This is a genomic window from Pseudomonas sp. LBUM1647 (assembly GCF_059716175.1).
On the sequence record NZ_CP166809.1, the window covers coordinates 1,145,932 to 1,167,674 of the forward strand.

The following is a 21,743-nucleotide window of genomic DNA, read 5'->3' on the forward strand; positions in this document are numbered from 1 at the left end:
AAGCGTGCGGAATTTTGACCCGCAGGTTTACAATCGGTGCTCCTGATCAGGAGTATCCCTGTGCTGACTCATCTCGATTCCCAAGGTCGCGCCAATATGGTCGACGTCACTGAAAAAGCCGTGACGTTCCGTGAAGCAACGGCCCAAGCCCTCGTGCGAATGCTGCCCGAAACCCTGCAGATGATAGTCAGCGGCGGTCACCCCAAGGGTGATGTGTTCGCCGTGGCGCGTATCGCCGGCATTCAGGCCGCGAAGAAAACCAGCGATCTGATCCCTCTGTGCCATCCGCTACTGCTCACCGGCGTCAAGGTCGAGCTCAGTGCCGAAGGCGACGACACCGTGCGCATCGTCGCGCGCTGCAAGTTGTCTGGGCAGACCGGCGTAGAGATGGAAGCCCTGACCGCCGCCAGCGTCGCGGCGCTGACTATCTACGACATGTGCAAAGCCGTGGATCGCGGCATGACTATTGAAAGCGTGCGGCTGCTGGAGAAGCTCGGCGGCAAGAGCGGCCATTTCCAGGCGGATCAACCATGAACGTCACCGTGAAATTTTTTGCCCGTTACCGTGAAGCGCTCGGCGTGGACTCGGTGAAGGTCGAAGGCAACTTCGCCACCGTCGACGATGTGCGCGCGCTGCTGGCCCAGCGTGACGGTGCCGAAGTGTTGAGCGAGCAAAACCTGATGTGCGCCCGCAACGAAGACCTGTGCCAGCTCGATGAGCCGGTGAGCGATGGCGATGAAGTGGCATTTTTCCCGACCGTGACCGGAGGCTGAGCCATGGCGATTCGTGTGCAGTCCACGGCGTTCGATCCGGGTGCTGAAGTCAACGCCATGCACGCCGCCAATGTGGGCGTCGGTGCGGTGGTGAGTTTTGTCGGCTATGTTCGCGACTTCAATGACGGGCTCGACGTCGCCGGGATGTTCCTTGAGCACTACCCGGGCATGACCGAAAAAGCCCTCGCCAAGATCGCCACAGAGGCCGAGCAGCGCTGGCCGCTGCTCAAGCTTGAAGTGCTGCATCGCATTGGCGCCCTGGAGCCGGGTGAACCGATCGTCTTCGTCGGCGCCGCCAGCGCCCACCGACAGGCCGCGTTCGATGCCTGCGCCTTTGTCATGGACTACCTGAAAACCCGTGCTCCGTTCTGGAAGAAGGAAAACACCCCTGACGGGTCGCGTTGGGTTGAAGGGCGTGACAGCGATCATGCGGCGGCGGATCGCTGGAAGCAGTAGTTCCTGCGGTGTCTGCAAGAGGCCATCAGCAACACCAAAAATCCCAATGACCCACCGCCCGACCACCGCCCCACACATCCTCGATCGCCCTGATTGACGGCCTATACATAAAAGTCCAGTATGGAATTATAAGTACAAAAAGCGCTTCCCCGTTTTTGCTCTTTCTTCTGTCTTGCCAAACCAACAACAACCCGCGAGAGAACGAACATGAAGAAATTCCCCCTCATCACCGGTCTGGCTCTGAGCCTGTTGGCGTGCAGCAGCCTGTTCGCCGCCGATAAAACCCTGCGCATCGGCATCGAAGCGGCTTATCCACCGTTCGCGTCCAAAACCGACAAAGGCGAGATCGTCGGTTTCGACTACGACATCGGCAATGCCCTGTGCGCGCAGATGAAGGTCAAGTGCGTTTGGGTCGAAGGTGAGTTCGACGGTCTGATTCCTTCCCTTAAAGTGAAGAAAATCGACATGGCGCTGTCTTCCATGACCATCAACGAAGACCGCAAGAAGTCGGTGGATTTCACCCACAAGTACTACTTCACCTCATCGCGTCTGGTGATGAAGGACGGCGCAGTCGTGGATGACCAGTACGCCAGCCTCAAGGGCAAGACGGTCGGTGTGCAGCGCGCAACCACTACCGACCGCTACGCGACTGAGGTGTTTGAACCGAAGGGTGTCAACGTCAAGCGTTACGGCAACAACGAAGAGATCTACATGGATCTGGCTGCCGGTCGCCTCGATGCCATTTTTGCCGACACCATCCCGCTGAATGACTTCCTGACGATGCCTCGTGGCAAAGGTTATGCCTTTGTCGGGCCGGAGCTCAAAGATCCGAAATACGTGGGCGAGGGCGCCGGGATTGCGGTGCGCAAGGGCAACACCGAGTTGGTCTCCGAGCTGAACACGGCCATCGACGGCATTCGCGCCAGTGGCGAATACCAGAAGATTTCAGAGAAATACTTCAAGTCTGATATCTATGGCGACTGATCAATCGCTAGCGGGGGCTTTCTTTTGAAAGCCCCCGCGCGGTGCCGATTTTTGAAAAATGCTTCAAAGTTAATCCCTTCTTAACCGGCTCGTCGTCTATTCCCCGATACCCAGCTGTGCGCGCCGGACTCTCAAAGGTCAGGGCCAGCGTGTAGACTTCTGGGCAATCGAAATTTAGAAGGGAAACGCAATGAGCGAGGAAACGATGCGGTTGGGCCGCGAACGGCGCTATCTGGTGTTGCTGGGCATCATCTGCCTGGGGCTGATCGGTGGCGCGCTGTACATGCAAATTGTTCTGGGCGAGGCGCCATGTCCGCTGTGCATCCTGCAACGTTATGCGTTGCTGCTGATCGCGCTCTTCGCGTTCATCGGCGCGGCCATGCGCAGCCGCCGCAGCATCACGGTATTTGAAACCCTGGTGGTGATCTGCGCCCTTGCAGGCGTCGGAGTGGCCGGGCATCACGTCTATACCCAGTTCTATCCGGCGGTCAGCTGCGGCGTCGATGTACTGCAACCGATTGTCGACGGTTTGCCACTGGCGAAGATCTTCCCGCTGGGCTTCCAGGTCGACGGTTTCTGCTCCACGCCGTACCCGCCGATCCTCGGTCTGTCGCTTGCACAGTGGGCGCTGCTAGCCTTTGTGCTGGTCGTGGTGCTGGTGCCGCTGCTCACGTCGCGTAACCGCAAAGCCCTGCGCTGAAGTCATCCGCCGCATCGCTGCCATACAAAAAAACGCCCCGGCCCTCGTTGAGGGGGCCGGGGCGTTTTGCATTTCAGGGCGCAGGCAAAATGACCTTGATGCGCGACAAGTATGGGTGCGGCACGTGTGCGACATGTTGTCACAGCGGGAGTGTCGCAAGGCATTTCCAGGCGCCGAATTGGTACACCGTCGCGCAACAAAATTGGCCTTTTTTAGTGTCTGGCGACTTCAGCCCCAAAAATCCGGAACAGGCAGTTTTAACAGGCCCTGGCGAATTGCCAGAGCCCTTGTCATATGGGGGCTAGGGCAGAGTCGAAGGAAGGCGCAGAGCCTTCGATACTGTCTGAACTGCCTGAGGTAGACCTACAATTTTTGGTGTTTTTGTTGAGAATGAATTTCGATACCATGGCGCACTTTTGCAAATACCGTTAATGATTGTTGCTGGAATGGATAAAAATTATTTCGGGATGAGACATGGTTTATAAAACGTTACATATCTACAATCGCCCGCACTGAATTCCCGGCACTGCTCATCCCTGAGCAGGAATAGGGCGTCGAGAGGCCCGTTGGCTTCATGCGACTCCCAGGTGTCGGTGCCTTCCAATTATCCGCACCAAATGGAATTGGTCTGTAACAAGGCCTTTGACCACGAATTCGAATAAGAACTCAACGCTGGCCCAGGATTTGTCGAACTGCGTCTGACGCGCGACGGGCAGCCACTTATTCAATCCAAGAAAAATGCCAACCCTTGGCAGGGTGAAGTGTTGGCGATCAAAACCCAACTGCATTGCGCAAGCTGCTTTAGAGGTCGTGAGATGAGTAAAAACAGGTACCCCAGACTACTAGGCTTATTGCCGCTGATCGGCACGTTGTTGCTGTCAGGCTGCAACATGACCTTGCTCGATCCCAAGGGCCAGGTCGGCCTGGACGAGCGAAACCTGATCATCACCGCAACGCTGCTGATGCTGTTGGTCGTGGTTCCGGTCATCGTCATGACCTTCCTGTTCGCCTGGAAATACCGCGCGTCCAACACCGACGCCGTCTACACGCCGAAATGGTCGCACTCCACCAAGATTGAAATCGCAGTGTGGGCTGTTCCAGTGCTGATCATCATTGCCCTGGGTTATGTCACCTACAAGTCGACCCACGCGCTGGATCCTTACAAGCCGCTGGAATCCAACGTCAAGCCGATCACCATTGAAGTGGTCGCGCTGGACTGGAAGTGGATGTTCATCTATCCGGAGCAAGGCATCGCCACCGTCAACAAGATCGTGTTCCCGGCGCACACGCCGATCAACTTCAAGGTGACTTCGGACTCCGTGATGAACTCGTTCTTCATCCCGGCCCTGGGCGGCCAGATCTACGCGATGGCCGGCATGCAGACCAAACTGCACCTGATCGCCAACCAGAACGCTGAAATGGACGGTATCTCCGCCAACTACAGCGGCGCTGGTTTCACCGGCATGAAATTCAAAGCTATCGCCACCTCTCAGGAAGATTTCGACGCCTGGGTCAGCGAAGTCAAAAAGGCACCTAAACAGCTTGAAAAAGCTGAATACGAAGCCCTTTCCAAGCCAAGCCAGAACAACCCAGTCGAGCTCTACTCCTCGGTCACGCCGAACCTGTTCCAGATCATCGTCGACAAGTACGAAGGCATGAATCCGGGCAAGCCAATGCACCACGAGAAGAAAGAGCACGAAATGGCCGCCATGGAAGGGATGGACATGAGTTCGCATTCAGCTGCCGGGGCAGAGGAGTAAACGATGTTTGGTAAATTAAGTTGGGAAGCGGTCCCGTTCCACGAACCGATCGTGATGATAACCATCGCCATGATCGCGCTCGGTGGTCTGACGCTGTTCGCTGCAATCACCTATTTCAAGAAGTGGACCTACCTGTGGTCCGAGTGGCTGACCTCGGTCGACCACAAGAAAATCGGCGTGATGTACATCATCGTGGCCATGGTCATGCTGCTGCGCGGTTTTGCCGACGCCATCATGATGCGTACCCAGTTGGCCATGGCCACCGAGGGTTCGCCTGGCTACCTGCCGCCTGAACACTATGACCAGATCTTCACCGCTCACGGTGTGATCATGATCATCTTCATGGCGATGCCATTCTTCACCGGCCTGATGAACCTTGCCGTGCCGCTGCAGATCGGCGCGCGTGACGTTGCCTTCCCGTTCCTGAACTCCCTGAGCTTCTGGCTGCTGGTGTCTGGCGTGGTGCTGATCAACCTGTCCCTGGGCGTCGGCGAATTCGCCAAGACCGGTTGGGTTGCCTATCCGCCGCTGTCGGGCCTGCAATACAGCCCGGGCGTGGGGATGGATTACTACATCTGGGCGCTACAGCTATCCGGGTTGGGTACGACGCTGACGGGGGTCAACTTCCTGGCCACCGTGCTGAAAATGCGTACCCCGGGCATGAAGCTGATGGACATGCCGATCTTCACCTGGACCTGCACCTGGGCCAACGTCCTGATCGTGGCCTCGTTCCCGATCCTGACCGCCACCCTGGCACTGCTGACGCTTGACCGTTACATGGATTTCCACATTTTCACCAATGAACTTGGTGGCAATCCGATGATGTACGTCAACCTGTTCTGGGCCTGGGGTCACCCCGAGGTTTACATCCTGATTCTGCCGGCGTTCGGGATCTTCTCCGAAGTCATCTCGACCTTCACCGGCAAGCGTCTGTTCGGCCACCACTCGATGGTCTACGCATCGGGCGCGATCTCGATCCTGGGCTTCATGGTCTGGCTGCACCACTTCTTCACCATGGGTTCGGGTGCCAGCGTCAACGCCTTCTTCGGTCTGGCGACGATGCTGATTTCGATCCCGACGGGGGTGAAGCTATTCAACTGGCTGTTCACCATTTACCAAGGGCGTCTGCGTTTCACCAGCCAGGTTCTGTGGACCCTGGGCTTCATGGTGACCTTCGCCATCGGCGGCATGACCGGCGTACTGCTGGCCATTCCGGGTGCGGACTTCGTCCTGCACAACAGCCTGTTCGTGATCGCTCACTTCCACAACGTGATCATCGGCGGCGCGGTATTCGGCTACATCGCAGGCTTCGGCTTCTACTTCCCTAAAGCGTTCGGCTTCAAGCTGCACGAAGGTTGGGGCAAGGCAGCGTTCTGGTTCTGGATTTCGGGCTTCTTCGTCGCGTTCATGCCGCTCTATGCACTGGGCTTCATGGGCATGACCCGTCGTCTGAACGCCACCACCAACCCTGAGTGGGTGCCGTACCTGTACGTTGCCATGTTCGGTGCGGTGATGATCGCGGTCGGTATCGCCTGCCAGCTGATTCAGCTGTACGTCAGCGTGCGTGATCGCAACAAGCCGGAAAACATGTGCGAACACGGTGACCCGTGGAATGCGCACACGCTGGAATGGTCGACCTCGTCGCCACCACCGTTCTACAACTTTGCCGTGCTGCCAAAAGCGGAAACCATCGATCCGTTCACCGAAGCCAAGGAAAACGGTACCGCGTACAAGGCTCCGGCCCGTTACGAACCGATCCACATGCCAAACAACACCGCGACCGGTGTGGTCATGGGTGCTCTGTTGACCGTGTTCGGTTTCGCGATGATCTGGCACATCTGGTGGTTGGCCATCGTTGGCCTGGTTGGCACCGTGGGCTACTTCGTGATCCACGCTGCCCGCGATGATCAGGGCTATATGGTGCCGGTCGACGTGATCGAGCGCATCGAAGCCGAGCAGCACAAGCGTCTGGTAGCGGCCGGAAAAGTTCCAGCCACCGCCACCCGTGTTGAAACCTCGTTGGAACAGGCTTAAACCATGTCGAACTTAGTGACCACTGCTGGACACGCCCATGGCACGGACCATGGGCACGACGACCATCACCACGACTCGGGCGAGATGACCGTATTCGGTTTCTGGCTCTACCTGATGACCGACTGCATTCTGTTTGCGTCGATCTTCGCGGCGTACGCGGTACTGGTTAACAACGTAGCGGGTGGCCCGTCGGGCCACGACATCTTCGAACTGCCATACGTACTGGGCGAAACCGCTCTGCTGCTGTTCAGTTCGATCACCTACGGCTTCGCCATGCTGGCGTTGTTCAAGGGCAAGAAGAACCAGGTCCTGGGCTGGCTGGGCATGACCTTCCTGTTCGGTGCCGGCTTCATCGGCATGGAGATCAACGAGTTCCACATGCTGATCTCCGAGGGCTTCGGTCCAAGCCGCAGCGGCTTCCTGTCCGGGTTCTTCACCCTGGTCGGCACCCACGGTCTGCACGTGACCAGCGGTCTGATCTGGATGGCGATCATGATGTATCAGGTGCAGAAAAACGGCCTGACGGCGACCAACAAGACGCGTCTGAGCTGCCTGAGCCTGTTCTGGCACTTCCTGGACGTGGTGTGGATCTGCGTATTCACCGTTGTTTATCTGATGGGGACTATGTAAATGGCTAACGCTCATTCCCACGATAGCCACGACGCCAGCCACGGCAGCGTCAAGTCTTACGCTATCGGCTTCATTCTGTCGGTGATCCTGACGGTCATTCCTTTCGGCCTGGTGATGTACCCATCGCTGCCGAAAGCCCTGACCCTGTGGATCGTACTGGCCTTCGCAGTGATCCAGGTGCTCGTGCACCTGGTGTACTTCCTCCACCTGGACCGCTCCGCTGCCCAGCGTAACAACGTGATCGCGTTTGTCTTCGCTGCACTGGTAATCGTTCTGTTGGTAGGCCTGTCGCTGTGGATCATGTTCAGCATCCACTCCAACATGATGGCGCACTGAGGAAAGTCCGGATGTCCTTTAAGCACTTTATCCAAATCACCAAACCGGGGATCATTTTCGGTAACGTGCTTTCTGTGGCGGGCGGATTTTTCCTGGCCTCGAAAGGGCATGTCGATCTGGCCATTTTCCTGGCCGCCATGATCGGCACGTCGCTGGTGGTGGCTTCCGGTTGCGTGTTCAACAACTGCATCGACCGCGACATCGACCTGAAGATGGAACGCACCAAAAACCGGGCGCTGGTCCAGGGCTTGATCTCCCTGAAACTGGCCCTGGCTTTTGCGACCGTCCTGGGTGTTTTCGGCGTTGCACTGTTGTACAAAGTGGCCAACCCGTTGGCCGCGTTGTTCGCGGTGATCGGCTTTGTCATCTACGTCGGTTTCTACAGCCTGTACCTCAAGCGTAAGTCGGTTCACGGCACGCTGGTGGGCAGTCTGTCGGGCGCCATGCCGCCGGTGATTGGCTACGTTGCTGTGACGAACAGCTTCGACATGGCCGCACTGACGTTGCTGGTGATGTTCAGCCTGTGGCAGATGCCGCATTCCTACGCCATCGCGATCTTCCGCTTCAACGATTACCTGGCTGCATCGATTCCGGTGTTGCCGGTGAAGCGCGGGATTCAAGTGGCGAAGAAGCACATCCTGCTCTACATCCTGGCGTTCCTCGTGGCGACCTTGATGCTGACCTTCAGCGGCTACGCCGGCATGAGCTACCTCGCCGTCGCCGCGGCCATGGGCATGTACTGGTTGTACATGGCCTGGACCGGCTACAAGGCAGTGGATGACACGGTCTGGGCACGCAAGCTGTTCGTGTTCTCGATCTTCACCATTACCGCGTTGAGCGTGATGATGTCGCTGGACTTTAAAGTGCCGAGTGAGCTGTTGCTGACGTACGCACCTTAAGATCCGGATGCTGCACAAAAAGCCCCGCCCTCGAGAGAAGCGCGGGGTTTTTTGTTGGGGGGGCTCTGGTGGACCGAGTTGCCCCATTCGCGAGCAGGCTCGCTCCCACACTGGATCTGCGTTGCCGCTAGTTATGGGTACGATGCTGAGCCCCTGTGGGAGCGAGCCTGCTCGCGAAGGCCGCACCGCGGTGTATCAAGAGATGGCGTTTCAGGGATATTGCTCAGCTATCGAGCAATCGAAAAAACCGCTCCCGCACCTGGCTGTTATCGCTGTGCTCCACGTTGAAACGCAGGAAGTGGCTAGCGCTCGGCGCTTTGCTGAGCAGGGTGCCGGGCGCCAGCACGAGGTCGATTTCAAAGCCGATCCACCGTGCGCCGGGTATTTTTGGCATAGCTGCCATCACTGAGCATCGTGCAGATAATCTGCTCTGCCAGTTTCGAGGTCATGCCGCCGGTGGCCATTTTGAGCGAAACCAGCCGTGCGGCCAGTTGCGGTGACAGTACCGCGTAGCTGACGCGGCTGTTAGCCGTCAGGGTCATGTAGAGCACGGGACGATGGGCAATCAGCAGTCGCTCGAAGGCCTCAAGGTCCATGCGGTCGCTCCCGCGGGGGATGGTGATGTCCCTGACACCATGCAAGGCCAGATTGGTGTGCATGGTGAAGTAACACGGATCGTCGAGCAGCACCGTGTCGCCGGGCTTGACCAGCAGGCGCATCAGCATGTCGATGGCCTGCACGGTACTCAATTTGATCCAAGCTGATTTTCATAGGCCAGCCCCCGAGTCGAGATCTTTGGGCTAATCTGTCAAAAAAATGGATCCAATTTTTTATCGGGGAGGAGAGATGACTGAACACATGACCTGCGATGAACGATTCATCGCACTGGCAAAAGAGCTCGGCTACGATATCTACGGCGAGAATACGGCCGGCGGGCATTACTCGCTGTTAGTGCGGCATCACGATGAGCTTTACATCAGCGGTCTGGTGCCGCGGATGAATGGTGAAATTCAGTATCCGGGCAGGGTAGGCCTGGATCTGACGCTGGCAGATGCACAGAGCGCTGCCAGCATCAGTGCGTTGCGCGGTCTGGCATTGATTGTTGATGCCATCGGTTCGCTGGACAAGATCAAGTTGCTATTGCGCATCACGGTTTACATAAAGTCCACCGCGGATTTTGTCGATTTGAGCGAAGTGGCCAACGGTGCGTCGGACGTTTTCAGTCATGTACTGGGCGATGCCGGTAAACATACACGAACCACGATCGGCGTTTATCAACTGCCGAAAGACGCAGCCATTGAAGTTGACATGATCGTGGCGATACGGCCAACAACGCTCTAACGATGAAGCTGCAGGCAATAGAAAGGCCCGCGCTGAATCTCAGTGCGGGCCTTTTCAGTCATCGATGGCGTGTGTTACTGCGCGGCGATGCTGTAGCCATCGAACGCAGTTTGCTGCTGAAGCGCGGTGATGATGTTCTTGCGGTTAACCGCTTGTTCGGCCCCGGCATTGTCCAGGAAGGTCTCGCTTTCCAGCTCCGCTTCTTCGCCTTCGCCGACGAAGGTGAAGCCCAGGAACTCCAGCGCTTCACGGTCAACGTTCAGTCGCGAACGCGGGGTGCGCAGTGGCAGCGTCACGCTGATGCCATCTTTGCTGATGGTGAACACTTCGACATCTTTCTTGGCGCGAGCCGCTTTGCTTTTGCCACTGCTCGGGTTGCTGATGGCCTGGTGGGTCTGGTTCAGCACTTTCAGTGCGAGGCCATAGACCAATTCCTGAAATGCCGGGTCGTCCTTGAAACTGGAGAGAATCCGGCTGATCGGGAATTTGCTGCTCAAGTCTTCCAGAGCAGCAATGTCGGCAGCCTCGGCGTCCTTGAGCTGCTTGAGTTCGCCCATCAATTCGTAGGCTTTATCGTCGTCGAAGCTGTCGTGAGCGTGGCGAATCGCGGCGCGCAGCTCGCGGATCTGGTCGCTTTCCCGGGTGGACTGGAAAGCGTCCAGGACCATCTCGCTGATGGTCTTGGCCTGGGGCACGTGCTGTGAAAGATTGATGGAGTTTTCGTATTCCGCTTTGGACGACAAGGTGACTACGGATTCAGCGGTATTGGAATCGGACATTGAAATTTCACTACTTCTTTTAACTTGGGTTGAGGCGAGAAAGCTCTAGGCCTTTTCAAACCGCCTAATCTATTGGACCGAGGCGGCGTTGTCACGGATGAACAGGCGGCTGGTCATCATTTTTGGTACAGCGGCTTTTAACTGGCGACTATCGGGGGGCGTTTTGCCTGAAGTGTCAGCAGCCGATAAAACTTCAACGCCCGACCGCTGATCAGTCCACAGACAAAACCCGAAGCCGACGCCTTGAGCAGCAACATATCAAGGGTGGCGGCCAATTCCGGGTGAACGTCATCCTGGTAGCCGAAGTAATAGTTCACCGCAAAAAACAGCAGGTAGAGCGCCAGGATTTTTGCTGTGCCCGGCACGATCAGGTCGGTTTGCGGACCATCAAGCTCAATGCCCTTGCGTGGGAAAATCAGCAGCGCCGCGAGGCTGCCCAGGATGACGGCGGCCAACCAGCAACTGACCGACAGCTGGGGATTCAGCGTCAGGTTCAGCGAATACAGTGACCAGCTCAGTAATATCGGCGCTGTGACGAGCAATGAAGTTTTGCTTTCACGGGTCGGGGACAGGGCTTTGACACCGTAGTAGCACAGCAGCAGAAATATCGCGTAAACCCACAGCGGGGTGTTTTGCAGGGTGTTGAGCATCGCGCAGCGTCCTTGCCGAAATGGGAGCCGGGATATTAGCCGTTGCTGTGGCCCAGGCTGTCGACTATTTCCCCAGCGTATTCAGATTCATCGACCGAACCGACAATTGCTCGGCCGTTTGCTGATCCACCGGTAACGAAAAGCGGAAGGTCGCGCCGCGTCCGGGAACATCAATCAGCTGGATCTCGCGGCCATGCAATTGCAGGATCCGGTGCACGATCCGCAACCCCAGTCCGCCGTCACGGCGTGCGCCGCCAATGTTGAACGGGCGCAGGAACAGACCTTCGCGCAGTTCGGCAGTGATGCCGGGGCCGGTGTCGCTGACGGTGACTTCAATAAAAGGTCCTTGAGGGCGCAGGCTGAGCTCGATTTCCCCCCCTTGAGGAGTATGGCGCAGGGCATTGTCGAACAGGTTGGTGAGCACCCGCTCGATCAATCCAAGGTCGGCGCAGGCCGCTGAAACATTGGGTGCGAAGGTGGCCTTCAGTTCGACGTGACGTGCCTCGGCCGTCAGTTCGAACTTCTGGAAAATGTCCTGCACCAGATCGGTCAGCGAGAAGCGCTCCAGCACCGGTTGCACGAAACCATGTTCCAGGCGCACCAGCTCCAGCAGCGATTGCGCCAGTCCACCGACCTTGCGGCTTTGATCCAGCGCGATGCCCAGGTAACGGCGGCGGTCGGCGGGTGACAACGTGGCGTCCTTGAGCGACAAGGTTTCCAGGTAACCGTGCAGCGAGGCCAGAGGCGTGCGCAGGTCGTGGGAGATGTTTGCCACCAGTTCACGGCGTTCCTGATCCTGGCGGGTCAACGAACGCCATTGCTCGCCGAGGCGCGCCTGCATCTGCCGGAAGGTCGCGTCGAGTATGGCAATTTCATCGTGGCTGGCGGCTTTTTCCACCGGGACGGATGCCGGCGGCGTTACCGGAGCGCCATCAATGTCGAACTGGCTGACGGTTTCGGTCAAACGGCGCAAAGGTCGGGTGATGAGGGCGAATGCCGTGAGACCGGCAATCAGGCACAGCAGCGCCACCAGCCCGATGGACAACAGCGCGGTATTCAGGGCGGCGCTGGTGGCGCCGCGTTCGGCGAAGCGGTCGTGCTCTTCGCTCAGCAGCACCACATAGAGATAGCCCACCGGTTTTCCATTGACCTGCAATGGCGCGGCGCTGAACACTTTGCGGCCATCGACGCTGCGCGGATCGTCACCGAGAACCGGCAGGGCATCGCCATTGAGCAGACGCTGGATCGGCGCCAGATCGACCCGCTCCCGGCGGATCCGACCCTCGGGCGCAGCACTGCCGACAATCCGGCCCTCGGGGTCGAGCAGATAGACCTCGACACTGGGATTGACCAGCATCAGTTGGCTGAACAGGTCGCGCACGGCGTCGGGCATCAGGCCTTTGGTGTCCATCAGCACGGTGTCGTGGGCGATGTGCCGGGCCAGATCCCGCGACAGTCCTTGCACCACTTCCAGCTCATGCATCTTGTTGGAGCGCACCTGCATCCATGCCGACGTGCCGCAGCACACCAGCAGCAACACGGCGAATACCAGTGACAGGCGCTGAGTCAGGGTCAGTCTCACGGTTGCTCCTCCCTGGCCGCGAATTTGTAGCCTCGTCCCCACACCGTGAGGATACGCGCCGGTTGCGCTGGATCGGCTTCGATCTTTGCCCGCAGGCGGTTGATGTGAGTGTTGACGGTGTGCTCGTAGCCTTCATGGCTGTAACCCCAGACGGCGTTGAGCAGGTCCATGCGCGAGAACACTTTGCCGGGCTGACGGGCGAAGAAATACAACAGGTCGAACTCCCGTGGCGTGAGGTCGAGGCGTCGACCGTCAAGGGACACATCGCGCGTGATCGGGTCGATGGAGAGGCCGTCCGTGATCAGGCTGCCGGCGTCCATTTTCAGGTTGCGGGCCATGGCGTCGACCCGTCGCAACAGCGCTTTGACCCGGGCCACCAGTTCGAGCATGGAAAAGGGTTTGGCCAGGTAATCGTCGGCGCCGAGTTCGAGCCCGAGAATCCGGTGCACTTCGCTGGAGCGCGCACTGGTAATGATGATCGGTGTGTAGCGGGCCATGGCGCGGGCACGGCGGCAGATTTCCAGGCCGTCGACGCCGGGCAGCATCAGGTCGAGGATCAGTGCGTCCCAGCTTCCTTGCTGCAGCAGTCGCATGCCTTCATCGCCGTCGGCGCAGTGCACCACCTCGAATTGCTCATCGCGTAGATGCAGGCAGATAAGGTCGGCGATATGCAGGTCGTCCTCGACCACGAGGACGCGTTTGGTCTGTTCCATCAAGCTCAATCCTTCGGCGCAATGAGCGCATTGTGCGGGTTTTCCGGGGCCTGAGTTATCACGAATTGTTTAACTTCTCGTGAGGATTTGGCGATCAACCCAAGCCTAGGCTGTGTTCCATGACAGGCACCTGGATTTTTCGGAGACGACCATGTTTTCACGGCGACAGTTTCTCGTAGCAAGCGGCGGGCTAGGCGCTGCAGCCCTGGTCATCGGTGTATTGCCAAAATTTGCCGCGCGTTCTGCGCTGGTCAGTGACGCCAGCGCGGCGGAGGTATTCGAGGTGACTCACAGCGACAGCGAATGGCGCGCCATGCTCAGCGCCGAGCAGTACGAAATCCTGCGCGAAGAGGGCACCGAACGGGCCTACAGCAGCCCGCTGAACAACGAGCACCGTGAAGGTACTTTTGCCTGTGCCGGTTGCGACCTTCCGCTGTTTTCTTCCGCGACCAAGTTCGACAGCCGCACCGGTTGGCCGAGCTTCTGGGCACCGCTGGACAAGGCTGTGGCCACTCGTCAGGACCGCTCCTTCGGGGTGCTGCGCGAAGAAGTCCACTGCCGGCGTTGTGGCGGTCATCTGGGCCATGTCTTCGACGATGGGCCCAAACCCACCGGCTTGCGCTACTGCATGAACGGCCTGGCGATGACTTTTGTGCCGCAGGCGGCTTGATCCGCGGGTACTTCCTTTCATTCATTCAGGAATCAGCCTTATGAAAACCCTATTCACCTGGCGCCGCACCCTGTTGGGCGTGGCCGCTGCCGGCGTCATCGGCCAATGCCTGGCGTTCTCCTTCGGTGCGGCGGAAGACGCGGTCATTATTCCTCCACCCACCCTCGACGAAACCACCCAGGCCGACAGCGAAAGGGCGGTCTTTGCCGGCGGTTGCTTCTGGGGCGTCCAAGGCGTGTTCCAGCATGTCAAAGGGGTGAAGAAAGCGGTCTCTGGTTACGCCGGCGGTGCAGCCAACACTGCTCAGTACGAGCGGGTCAGCAGTGGCGATACCGGTCATGCGGAATCCGTCGAAGTTACGTTCGACCCCCGTCAGGTCAGCTACGGCACCTTGCTGCAAATCTACTTTTCGGTGGCTCACAACCCTACCGAACTCAACCGTCAGGGACCTGACAGCGGCACTCAATATCGCTCGGCGCTTTTCCCGGAAAACAGCGAACAGCAGCGCGTCGCTCAGGCCTACATCGCCCAGCTCGGCGCCGCCCATTCGTTCAACAAACCGATAGTCACAAAACTGGAAACCTATAACGGTTTCTACCCGGCGGAGGAGGAACATCAGGACTTTCTGACCGAGCACCCGACCTATCCGTACATCGTGATCAACGATCTGCCGAAGGTCGCGCAATTGAAGCAGCTGTATCCGGATCGGTATCAGGAGAAACCGGTTTTGGTGAAGGCGGGGATGTGAGAAGTGAAGGGCATAGCCCTTACCCCGATATCACATTCTTGCCCGCGATCTTCGACCGATACAGCGCCTGATCAGCCCTGGCCAGCAGTCCGGTCTGTTGTTCTTCGTCAAAGCGCTGAACCACGCCAAAACTCATGGTCACTTGAAAGTCCCCCACTGGCAGCAGGCTTGCAAGGCCATGGCGGATACGTTCGGCGAGGGCCCGGGCATCGGCGAGGGCTGTGTTGGGTAGGATCAGGATGAACTCGTCGCCACCCCAACGCGCGAGAAGATCGCCTTCACGCACGCAGTGCTTCACGCAATCGACCACCTGCACCAATGCCGCATCGCCCAGCGCGTGGCCATAGTGATCGTTGATGTTCTTGAAGTCGTCGATGTCCATGGCGATCAGCGACAGCGGTTGTCGAAAGCGCTGGGCGCGGTCGCATTCCTGGGGCAGGGCTTTTTCCAGGCGATAGCGGTTAGCGATCGATGTCAGTGCGTCGGTTTCCGCCAGTTTGCGGTTTTCTTCAAGTTGGATTTGCAGTTGCTGATTGACGCGAGACAACTCTCGGGTGCGTTCTTCAACGATTGCTTCAAGGGATTGGTTGCGCCGCTCAAGCGCTTCGTACAGACGCTTCTTGTCTTCGATGCTGCGGTGCGCGCCGACCATCCGCGCCACCGAGCCGTCGGCATTGCGTGCCAGTACGTAGCCACGGTCTTCGATCCAGGTATAGCTGCCATCCTGCATGCGGCAGCGATACTCGGCCTGATAGCCGGGGGCGCGCTGATTCAGGTAGTCATCGAACAGTGCCATGACCTGCTGGTAATCGTCGGGATGGATCACGTTTTCCCAGGTCAACACGTTGTTATCCAGGGAATGATGCGGGTAGCCGAGCATCTCGTACCACCCGGGGTTGCGATAGACGAACCCGGTGTTGGCGTTCCAGTCCCAGATGCCGTCGCTGACCAGTTCCAGAATGGTGTGCAGCATGTCTTCGTTCAAATCCGACAGATTGAACTTCAACGGCTCAATATTCGACGCTTCACCCATCTCCGCACTCCCTGCCGCCCTGATATCTAAGTGACCCGCCTGTCGAGGAGATTAGTCGATGGCGTATTGAGCCGGCTAGTGCTTACCCCATCTCTGCAAGGCAAAGTCGACGAAACTACGCAGTTTTGGCAAACGGTAGCGATCCTGGGCATACATCAGGTTCATCGGTCGGCTCGGCGGCAGGTAATTCTGCATCAATGCCACCAGTTTTCCGTCCTTGAGATCTTGCTCCATCAACGCATCAGGCAACACCACGATGCCCATACCGGTTCGCGCCGCTTGATGCAGTCCTGCCGAACTGTTGATCAACATCGGTCCATTGACCGCTACTGCCACTTCTCCCTCGGGACCGGTCAGGCGCCAATGTTTTTCCACCGACTGCCAATCATCCCCGGCTGGATAGGCAAAGGATAGACAGTCGTGGTGTTGCAGATCATCAGGTTTCTCCGGTGTGCCTTTGCGCGCCAGGTACTCCGGTGATGCGCACATGGTCAGGCTGTAGTCGAGGAGTGGACGGGCGATCAAGTTGGTCTCCACGGTATTTCCCAGGCGAAACGCCACGTCGAAACCGTTTTCGAGCAGGTCCGGACGGCGATTGGTGAGGACTACATCCAATTTGACGTGTGGACACAGCAGGGCGAATTCACTCAGGGCAGGTGCCAGTTTTTCTGTGCCGAACGTCAGCGGTGCGGTGATGCGCAAGGTGCCGCTCGGCTCGTCGAGGGCCTGTTCGGCGAGGCGCTCGGAGTCGGCCACCAACCCCAGGACTTCGCGGCAACGTTGATAGTAGGCCGTGCCGAATTCCGTTAACCGCTGGCGACGCGTTGTTCGGTTGAGCAGGCGCACGCCCAAGCGTTGCTCCAGGGCCCGCAGGTGATTGCCGACCATGGTGGTGGACATTTCGCACTGCAACGCGGCGGCGGTCATGCTGCCGGTTTCCACCACCCGGACGTAAACAGTCATTGCCTGGAACAAATCCATTATCAAGCTCAGCTTTAAAATGATTGAAGTGTTGCAGCGTTTATCTAGCTCAGGTGGCTAACCATACTGCAAAAACACCGACTATTGATGGAGCTTGATGTCATGACTGCCGCCTGCCTGATGAGCACTTACCAACCCTTGGCCTTGAGTTTCACCAAGGGCCTGGGCACGCGCCTGTGGGATCAGGCCGGTCGTGAATACCTGGACGCGGTGGCGGGCGTGGCAGTGACCAACGTCGGTCACTCCCATCCGAAAATAGTCTCAGCCATCAGCGAACAGGCCGGGTTGCTGTTGCACACTTCCAACCTCTACAGCATCGATTGGCAACAGCGGCTGGCGCAGCAACTGACGCAATTGGCGGGCATGGAGCGAGCCTTCTTCAACAACTCTGGTGCTGAAGCCAACGAGACCGCGCTGAAATTGGCGCGGCTGTATGGCTGGCACAAAGGCATCGAACAACCGCTGGTGGTGGTCATGGAGAACGCCTTTCACGGCCGGACCCTCGGCACTTTGTCCGCCAGTGATGGCCCGGCCGTGCGCCTGGGCTTCAACGAGTTGCCGGGGGACTTCGTCAAAGTGCCATTCGGTGACCTCAAGGCGCTGGACAAGGTGCAGCAAGCCCACGGCCCGCGCATCGTGGCGATCCTGATGGAGCCGATTCAGGGTGAAAGCGGTGTCCAAATGGCCCCGCCTGGTTACCTGAAAGCCATTCGCGAACTCTGCACCCGGCGCTCGTGGCTGCTGATGCTCGACGAAATCCAGACTGGGATCGGCCGCACCGGCCATTGGTTTGCCTTTCAGCACGAAGGCATCGTTCCGGACGTCATGACCCTCGCCAAAGGCCTGGGCAACGGCATCCCCATCGGCGCCTGCCTGGCCCGAGGCAAAGCCGCCGACCTCTTCACCCCCGGCAGTCACGGCAGCACCTTCGGCGGCAATCCACTGGCCTGCCGCGTGGGTTGCACTGTTCTGGAGATCATCGAAGAACAAGGGCTGCTGGAAAACGCCAAGCTTCAGGGCGAGCGTTTGCTGGCCAGATTGCGCATCGAGTTGGCGGACGACCCGAACGTATTGGCGATCCGTGGACAGGGATTGATGATTGGCATCGAACTCAAACAGCCGATTCGCGACCTGACCCTGATCGCCGCACGGGATCACGGCTTGCTGATCAACGTGACACGGGGCAAAACCATTCGCTTGCTGCCACCGCTGACGATTGATGAGCGGGAAGTTGAGATGATCGTGAGAGGGGTTTGCCGGGCACTGAGAGTGGCCTGACATCCCTAGGCATCACGCAAACCTCTCGTAGGAGCTGCCGAAGGTTCGGGCCGCGTTCGGACGATCTTTTGATCTTGATTTCGGCCGGAACTGAAATCGCTGAAGATCAAAAGATCGCAGCCTTCGGCAGCTCCTACATGATCGGCGTTTCCGTCGGTGTAATTGGCTTGCCGATACTGGTTGTTCCTGTCCTCAAAGTAGCGATCGACTCGAGCAAACGTTTCGCATTGGCTTTCGAACTCAAAAGGTAAGCGGTTTCATCACTTGCTTTGAAGTTGGCAGCACAGCCTTTTCCAAAGTGATTGCTATCTGATTGTTGGGTGGTTTGCATCGTTTTTTCCGCATTTGACAGACGCTCAGTATCCATCGACTTACCAAAAGACGTTTCCGTGATCGATGTAATCCCGATCCGAATAACAAGCCATCTCTTGGCTCAGTGGCTTACGGACGTAAACGGCCGCTCCCCCAAACTCTCCACCAGGCGAACCAGATAACCGTCTGGGTCCTGCACCAGAAATTCGCGCTGGCCGACTTCTACCGCATCGGCGCGATACCAGACATCGGCGCTTGGACGAAACAGCGGCCATTCAACGTTGGCCAGGCGCTGGAGTATCGGCTCGACGACATCGACCGTGATTTGAAAGTTTATGCCTCGACCGAACGGCGCTTGCAGTGCGCCGGTCATCCACTGGCCTTCGGCCGGGTCGTATTGCTCCAACATGATCTGAACGCCGTTTTGATCGAGGTAGGCAAAACCGACTTCGGGACGTTCATAGGCGATTTGAAAACCGATCAGGGATGTCCAGAAGTGAAGGCTTTTCTTGATGTCCGTGACCATTAATTCGGGGACTAATTTGCTCCGTGCAAACATACGTATCCTTGGTAAACAGCGTGAGTTAGTTGGCTTGTAACACGGTGTTCGTGAATGTTGTGATTTCGGTTCGATCCCTGAGTTTGAGTTTCGAACCGCCAAACCCTTCGAACAGACGCTGATGCGCGGCAAATCCACTGGACTCTTCGCGCGTACGATAGCTGCCGGCCCAGTCGAGCAATGCAATCAACAACTCGTCATTCTTGTCCCGCTGCGCCTCTCGCTGACGAACATTGGCAACACATTCCTCATCTTCAACACACAGCCAGATCAGTGCTGTCGCCCGGGGCAAGAGTTCGCTGATGATCCAGCCGTAAACGCCTTCGATCACCCAGCGCTCTTCACTGGCCACCACCCGTGCCATGCCCAACGCCTCGGCACGGGGGCGGGCGATGCTGTGTTCGTCGGACAACCAGTGAATCGAGTCGAGATCGACCCATGGCACTTGCAGGTGCTTGGCCAGTCGTTCGGCCAGCCAGCTTTTGCCGGAACCGGAGTTGCCGATGATCAGGGTTCGGGTGAGGTTCATGAGCGACACCGATCATGTAAGGGAGCCGTAATCCGATCGCATGCCTTCAGTCGTCATTCTCAGGCGCAACCATCCGCGTCTTCGGCGAACCGTTCGAGTTGTGCTGATAGATCTCCTGCGGCTGTCCTTTTTCATTAAAGAACACTTGCCCGATCCCCGCCGAATTCCACAGCCGTTCACCCGCTTCAGCATGTTCTGGGACATGCGGAACAATGCGCATACGTCGGCGTTTGGTCAGCCAGTTGAGCGGCGAGCGGGGCGAGTAGAGCCAGCGGTTGAGGCGGTCGAACCACTCGAGCAGCGCGGGAGGGAATTCGTTTTTGATGCCGCTGCTGGTGATCTGCCAGATTCGCGGGCCGGCCTTGCGGTGTCGGATCAGTACTTCGTAGACGAAGGAATAATGCACATCGCCCGACAGCACCACGTAATTACCGGGTGTGCGCGAGTGTCGGAAAATGTTCAGGATCACCTGGGCCGCACCGCGATGGGCCATCCAGTTTTCGGCGTCCACCAGCAGGGGATAACCGCACCAGCTGAAGACGCGCTGCACGGTTTCGATCAGTTTGACGCCGAAGATCGGCGCCGGCGAAACGATGATGGCTGATGGGTGATCGAGCAGTTCCTGTTGCAGTTCGCTGAGGGCTTCCCAGTCAAGCAAACCCGAAGGCTGCTTGAGGTTCATCTCGCTGCGCCAGCGCCGGGTGCGGGTGTCGAGTACTACGATGGCCGGGCTGGTGGGCAGCACGTAATGCCAGTTCTGAAATCTCAGCAGTTCGTCAATCAACGCGTCCTGAATGTCACTGTCGAGGTAGCGGTCATGCCCGGTCGCGCTCAATCCACCGGTCTTCTTCAGCACTGCGCCGAACGCATCCGGGTTGTTGCCCCAGCCTTGGCACAGCATATAAGCAATCAGCGCGTTGCCGATGATGCGCCTGGAGAACGGATGGCCGTAGGCCGTTTCCTCCCATTGCGCGGAAAGATTCCAGTCATCGGTAATATCGTGGTCGTCGAAAATCATCAGGCACGGCAGGTGCGCGAGTGCTCGGGCGACGCCTCCCAGACCGGCCTTGAAGCCATCGATGCGCGTCTGCTCAAGCGCATAACGCTCGCGTCTTGCAGGCGTCAGTGCCGGCGGTTGCGGGGCGATCAATGTCCAGGGTGTCGGCGACCAGACCAGCAGATACATGGCCATGACTTCGGCGAACGTCACCAGATGGTTGTCGGCACTGCTGCTGGTGAAAATCGGCTTACGCGCCCCACCGAAAAATCGCTCGCGCAGGGTTTTGTTGCTCTCCAGCGCCGGTAACAAATCCGCACGATGGTAGTAGCTGGCGGGGTGCTCGTAGAGCTTGGCGCTGTCGCTGACCACCGCGCCTTCGAGGTGCTCTTCGAACAGCCCAAGCCGCTTGATCAAGGCATGGATGGCTCGCAGCATCGGCCCCGCGACATCGTCCGCGTAGACCTGATCGCCGCTCATCATCAACAGCGCCGGGCGTTTGTGTGCGTCCGGCTCCGCCTCCAGCAAACGATCGACGCACAGCAAACCGTCCGGGGCCGGATGGTGAGGTTTGCGGCAGGAACCGTGCAACAGATGATCGGCCCGTTTACGCAGGACGAAGTTTGGGCAACGGGCGTCTCCGTACAGCAAGTGCGGGGCCCAATCGGCGATGCCTGTGCCAGCGTCGTCAATCAGCAGGTCGTATTCGATTAACGTGTCGCAGGGCAGGACGGCGTCCAGCGACACATCGATCAAATGAACAAAAGCCTGGGTGCCCACCGCAATGACCGTGCACTGACTCGCGTCGAGGTGGATAGCGTCGCGATCTTGCAGACGCAACGTCAGCGACAGCGCCCGCGACCCCACCAGCCACATCACCAATCGCGTGGGCTCCAGACGCCGTAACAGCGGCCCGACCAGGACTGGGGGCAGGGATTGATGATCGTCAGGCAGTGGCAAAGACATGGACATCCGGGTTTTTGGAACAGAGAAGCGCGG

24 protein-coding genes and 1 pseudogene are annotated in these 21,743 nt (G+C 58.2%); 14 read left to right on the plus strand and 11 right to left on the minus strand.

The genetic code is table 11. The annotated features are described in order from the left end of the window. The first annotated feature begins 60 nt into the window (after nt 1-60). From moaC to cyoE, 10 genes are all read left to right on the plus strand, one after another. The gene (moaC, locus tag ACA059_RS05090) at nt 61-534 is read left to right on the plus strand and encodes a cyclic pyranopterin monophosphate synthase MoaC (protein ID WP_033061025.1); all 474 of its coding nucleotides are present in this window, start codon (nt 61-63) and stop codon (nt 532-534) included. Continuing rightward, nucleotides 531-773, plus strand: a complete 243-nt coding sequence (gene moaD, locus ACA059_RS05095; protein ID WP_461961263.1) for a molybdopterin converting factor subunit 1 — start codon at nt 531-533, stop codon at nt 771-773. Before moaC ends, moaD begins: the two co-directional genes overlap by 4 nt. Nucleotides 774-776: 3 nt before the next feature. Continuing rightward, entirely contained in the window at nt 777-1,229 is a 453-nt protein-coding gene (moaE, locus tag ACA059_RS05100; RefSeq protein WP_046045949.1) for a molybdopterin synthase catalytic subunit MoaE, read from the plus strand. Between the two features lie 207 nt (nt 1,230-1,436). After that, nucleotides 1,437-2,213: an ABC transporter substrate-binding protein gene (locus tag ACA059_RS05105; protein ID WP_497632965.1), complete on the plus strand. Its 777-nt coding sequence runs from the start codon at nt 1,437-1,439 to the stop codon at nt 2,211-2,213. A 190-nt stretch (nt 2,214-2,403) separates the two neighbouring features. After that, the gene (locus ACA059_RS05110; protein WP_497632966.1) at nt 2,404-2,913 is read left to right on the plus strand and encodes a disulfide bond formation protein B; all 510 of its coding nucleotides are present in this window, start codon (nt 2,404-2,406) and stop codon (nt 2,911-2,913) included. Nucleotides 2,914-3,728: 815 nt separating this feature from the next. After that, nucleotides 3,729-4,673 carry a ubiquinol oxidase subunit II gene (gene cyoA, locus ACA059_RS05115; RefSeq protein ID WP_497632967.1) on the plus strand — a complete coding sequence of 315 codons (945 nt, stop codon included), beginning with the start codon at nt 3,729-3,731 and terminating at the stop codon, nt 4,671-4,673. Between the two features lie 3 nt (nt 4,674-4,676). Then, nucleotides 4,677-6,707, plus strand: a complete 2,031-nt coding sequence (gene cyoB, locus ACA059_RS05120) for a cytochrome o ubiquinol oxidase subunit I (RefSeq protein WP_497632968.1) — start codon at nt 4,677-4,679, stop codon at nt 6,705-6,707. 3 nt (nt 6,708-6,710) lie between these two features. Continuing rightward, entirely contained in the window at nt 6,711-7,337 is a 627-nt protein-coding gene (locus ACA059_RS05125; protein WP_008147627.1) for a cytochrome o ubiquinol oxidase subunit III, read from the plus strand. Continuing rightward, entirely contained in the window at nt 7,338-7,673 is a 336-nt protein-coding gene (gene cyoD, locus ACA059_RS05130; RefSeq protein ID WP_008147629.1) for a cytochrome o ubiquinol oxidase subunit IV, read from the plus strand. It begins immediately after the preceding gene. Nucleotides 7,674-7,684: 11 nt separating this feature from the next. Continuing rightward, entirely contained in the window at nt 7,685-8,572 is an 888-nt protein-coding gene (gene cyoE, locus ACA059_RS05135; protein WP_095132943.1) for a heme o synthase, read from the plus strand. Nucleotides 8,573-8,795: 223 nt separating this feature from the next. Here cyoE and ACA059_RS05140 read toward each other — a convergent pair. Then, nucleotides 8,796-9,318, minus strand: a pseudogene (locus ACA059_RS05140) (PLP-dependent aminotransferase family protein); the annotation flags it as partial. A gap of 100 nt (nt 9,319-9,418) precedes the next feature. On the opposite strand from ACA059_RS05140, the gene ACA059_RS05145 reads away from it, so the two are divergent. Continuing rightward, entirely contained in the window at nt 9,419-9,913 is a 495-nt protein-coding gene (locus tag ACA059_RS05145; protein ID WP_497632969.1) for a RidA family protein, read from the plus strand. Between the two features lie 74 nt (nt 9,914-9,987). On the opposite strand, the gene ACA059_RS05150 is transcribed toward ACA059_RS05145, so the two are convergent. The 4 genes from ACA059_RS05150 to ACA059_RS05165 all read right to left on the minus strand — a co-directional run bounded on the left by ACA059_RS05150 (nt 9,988) and on the right by ACA059_RS05165 (nt 13,637). Continuing rightward, nucleotides 9,988-10,692 (minus strand): hypothetical protein, encoded by a 705-nt coding sequence (locus ACA059_RS05150; protein ID WP_497632970.1) that lies wholly within the window; start codon nt 10,690-10,692, stop codon nt 9,988-9,990. Nucleotides 10,693-10,829: 137 nt separating this feature from the next. Beyond that, nucleotides 10,830-11,342, minus strand: a complete 513-nt coding sequence (locus ACA059_RS05155; protein WP_497632971.1) for a hypothetical protein — start codon at nt 11,340-11,342, stop codon at nt 10,830-10,832. A 64-nt stretch (nt 11,343-11,406) separates the two neighbouring features. Beyond that, entirely contained in the window at nt 11,407-12,924 is a 1,518-nt protein-coding gene (locus ACA059_RS05160; RefSeq protein ID WP_497632972.1) for a sensor histidine kinase, read from the minus strand. Next, complete coding sequence (locus ACA059_RS05165) at nt 12,921-13,637, minus strand: response regulator transcription factor (protein ID WP_123365373.1); 717 nt, start codon at nt 13,635-13,637, stop codon at nt 12,921-12,923. Before ACA059_RS05165 ends, ACA059_RS05160 begins: the two co-directional genes overlap by 4 nt. Nucleotides 13,638-13,788: 151 nt before the next feature. Between ACA059_RS05165 and msrB the strand changes: the two genes are divergently transcribed. Continuing rightward, nucleotides 13,789-14,307, plus strand: a complete 519-nt coding sequence (gene msrB / locus ACA059_RS05170) for a peptide-methionine (R)-S-oxide reductase MsrB (protein WP_497632973.1) — start codon at nt 13,789-13,791, stop codon at nt 14,305-14,307. Nucleotides 14,308-14,347: 40 nt separating this feature from the next. Further along, a complete protein-coding gene (gene msrA / locus ACA059_RS05175; RefSeq protein WP_497632974.1) occupies nt 14,348-15,055 on the plus strand; it encodes a peptide-methionine (S)-S-oxide reductase MsrA in 708 nt (235 codons plus the stop codon). A gap of 19 nt (nt 15,056-15,074) precedes the next feature. Here the strand turns inward: msrA and ACA059_RS05180 are convergent, their stop codons facing one another. Continuing rightward, the gene (locus ACA059_RS05180) at nt 15,075-16,088 is read right to left on the minus strand and encodes a sensor domain-containing diguanylate cyclase (RefSeq protein WP_497632975.1); all 1,014 of its coding nucleotides are present in this window, start codon (nt 16,086-16,088) and stop codon (nt 15,075-15,077) included. A gap of 75 nt (nt 16,089-16,163) precedes the next feature. Further along, entirely contained in the window at nt 16,164-17,069 is a 906-nt protein-coding gene (locus ACA059_RS05185) for a LysR family transcriptional regulator (protein WP_497632976.1), read from the minus strand. A gap of 102 nt (nt 17,070-17,171) precedes the next feature. Here ACA059_RS05185 and ACA059_RS05190 point away from each other — a divergent pair, with 102 nt between their 5' ends. Beyond that, a complete protein-coding gene (locus ACA059_RS05190; RefSeq protein ID WP_497632977.1) occupies nt 17,172-18,347 on the plus strand; it encodes an aspartate aminotransferase family protein in 1,176 nt (391 codons plus the stop codon). A gap of 133 nt (nt 18,348-18,480) precedes the next feature. On the opposite strand, the gene ACA059_RS05195 is transcribed toward ACA059_RS05190, so the two are convergent. From ACA059_RS05195 to ACA059_RS05210, 4 genes are all read right to left on the minus strand, one after another. Beyond that, nucleotides 18,481-18,714 carry a hypothetical protein gene (locus ACA059_RS05195; RefSeq protein ID WP_497632978.1) on the minus strand — a complete coding sequence of 78 codons (234 nt, stop codon included), beginning with the start codon at nt 18,712-18,714 and terminating at the stop codon, nt 18,481-18,483. A 66-nt stretch (nt 18,715-18,780) separates the two neighbouring features. Then, nucleotides 18,781-19,218, minus strand: coding sequence for a bleomycin resistance protein (locus ACA059_RS05200; protein ID WP_497632979.1), 438 nt, complete (start codon nt 19,216-19,218; stop codon nt 18,781-18,783). A 25-nt stretch (nt 19,219-19,243) separates the two neighbouring features. After that, the gene (locus tag ACA059_RS05205; RefSeq protein ID WP_497632980.1) at nt 19,244-19,747 is read right to left on the minus strand and encodes a P-loop NTPase family protein; all 504 of its coding nucleotides are present in this window, start codon (nt 19,745-19,747) and stop codon (nt 19,244-19,246) included. Nucleotides 19,748-19,793: 46 nt separating this feature from the next. Further along, complete coding sequence (locus tag ACA059_RS05210; RefSeq protein ID WP_497632981.1) at nt 19,794-21,716, minus strand: alkaline phosphatase D family protein; 1,923 nt, start codon at nt 21,714-21,716, stop codon at nt 19,794-19,796. Nucleotides 21,717-21,743: the final 27 nt, after the last annotated feature.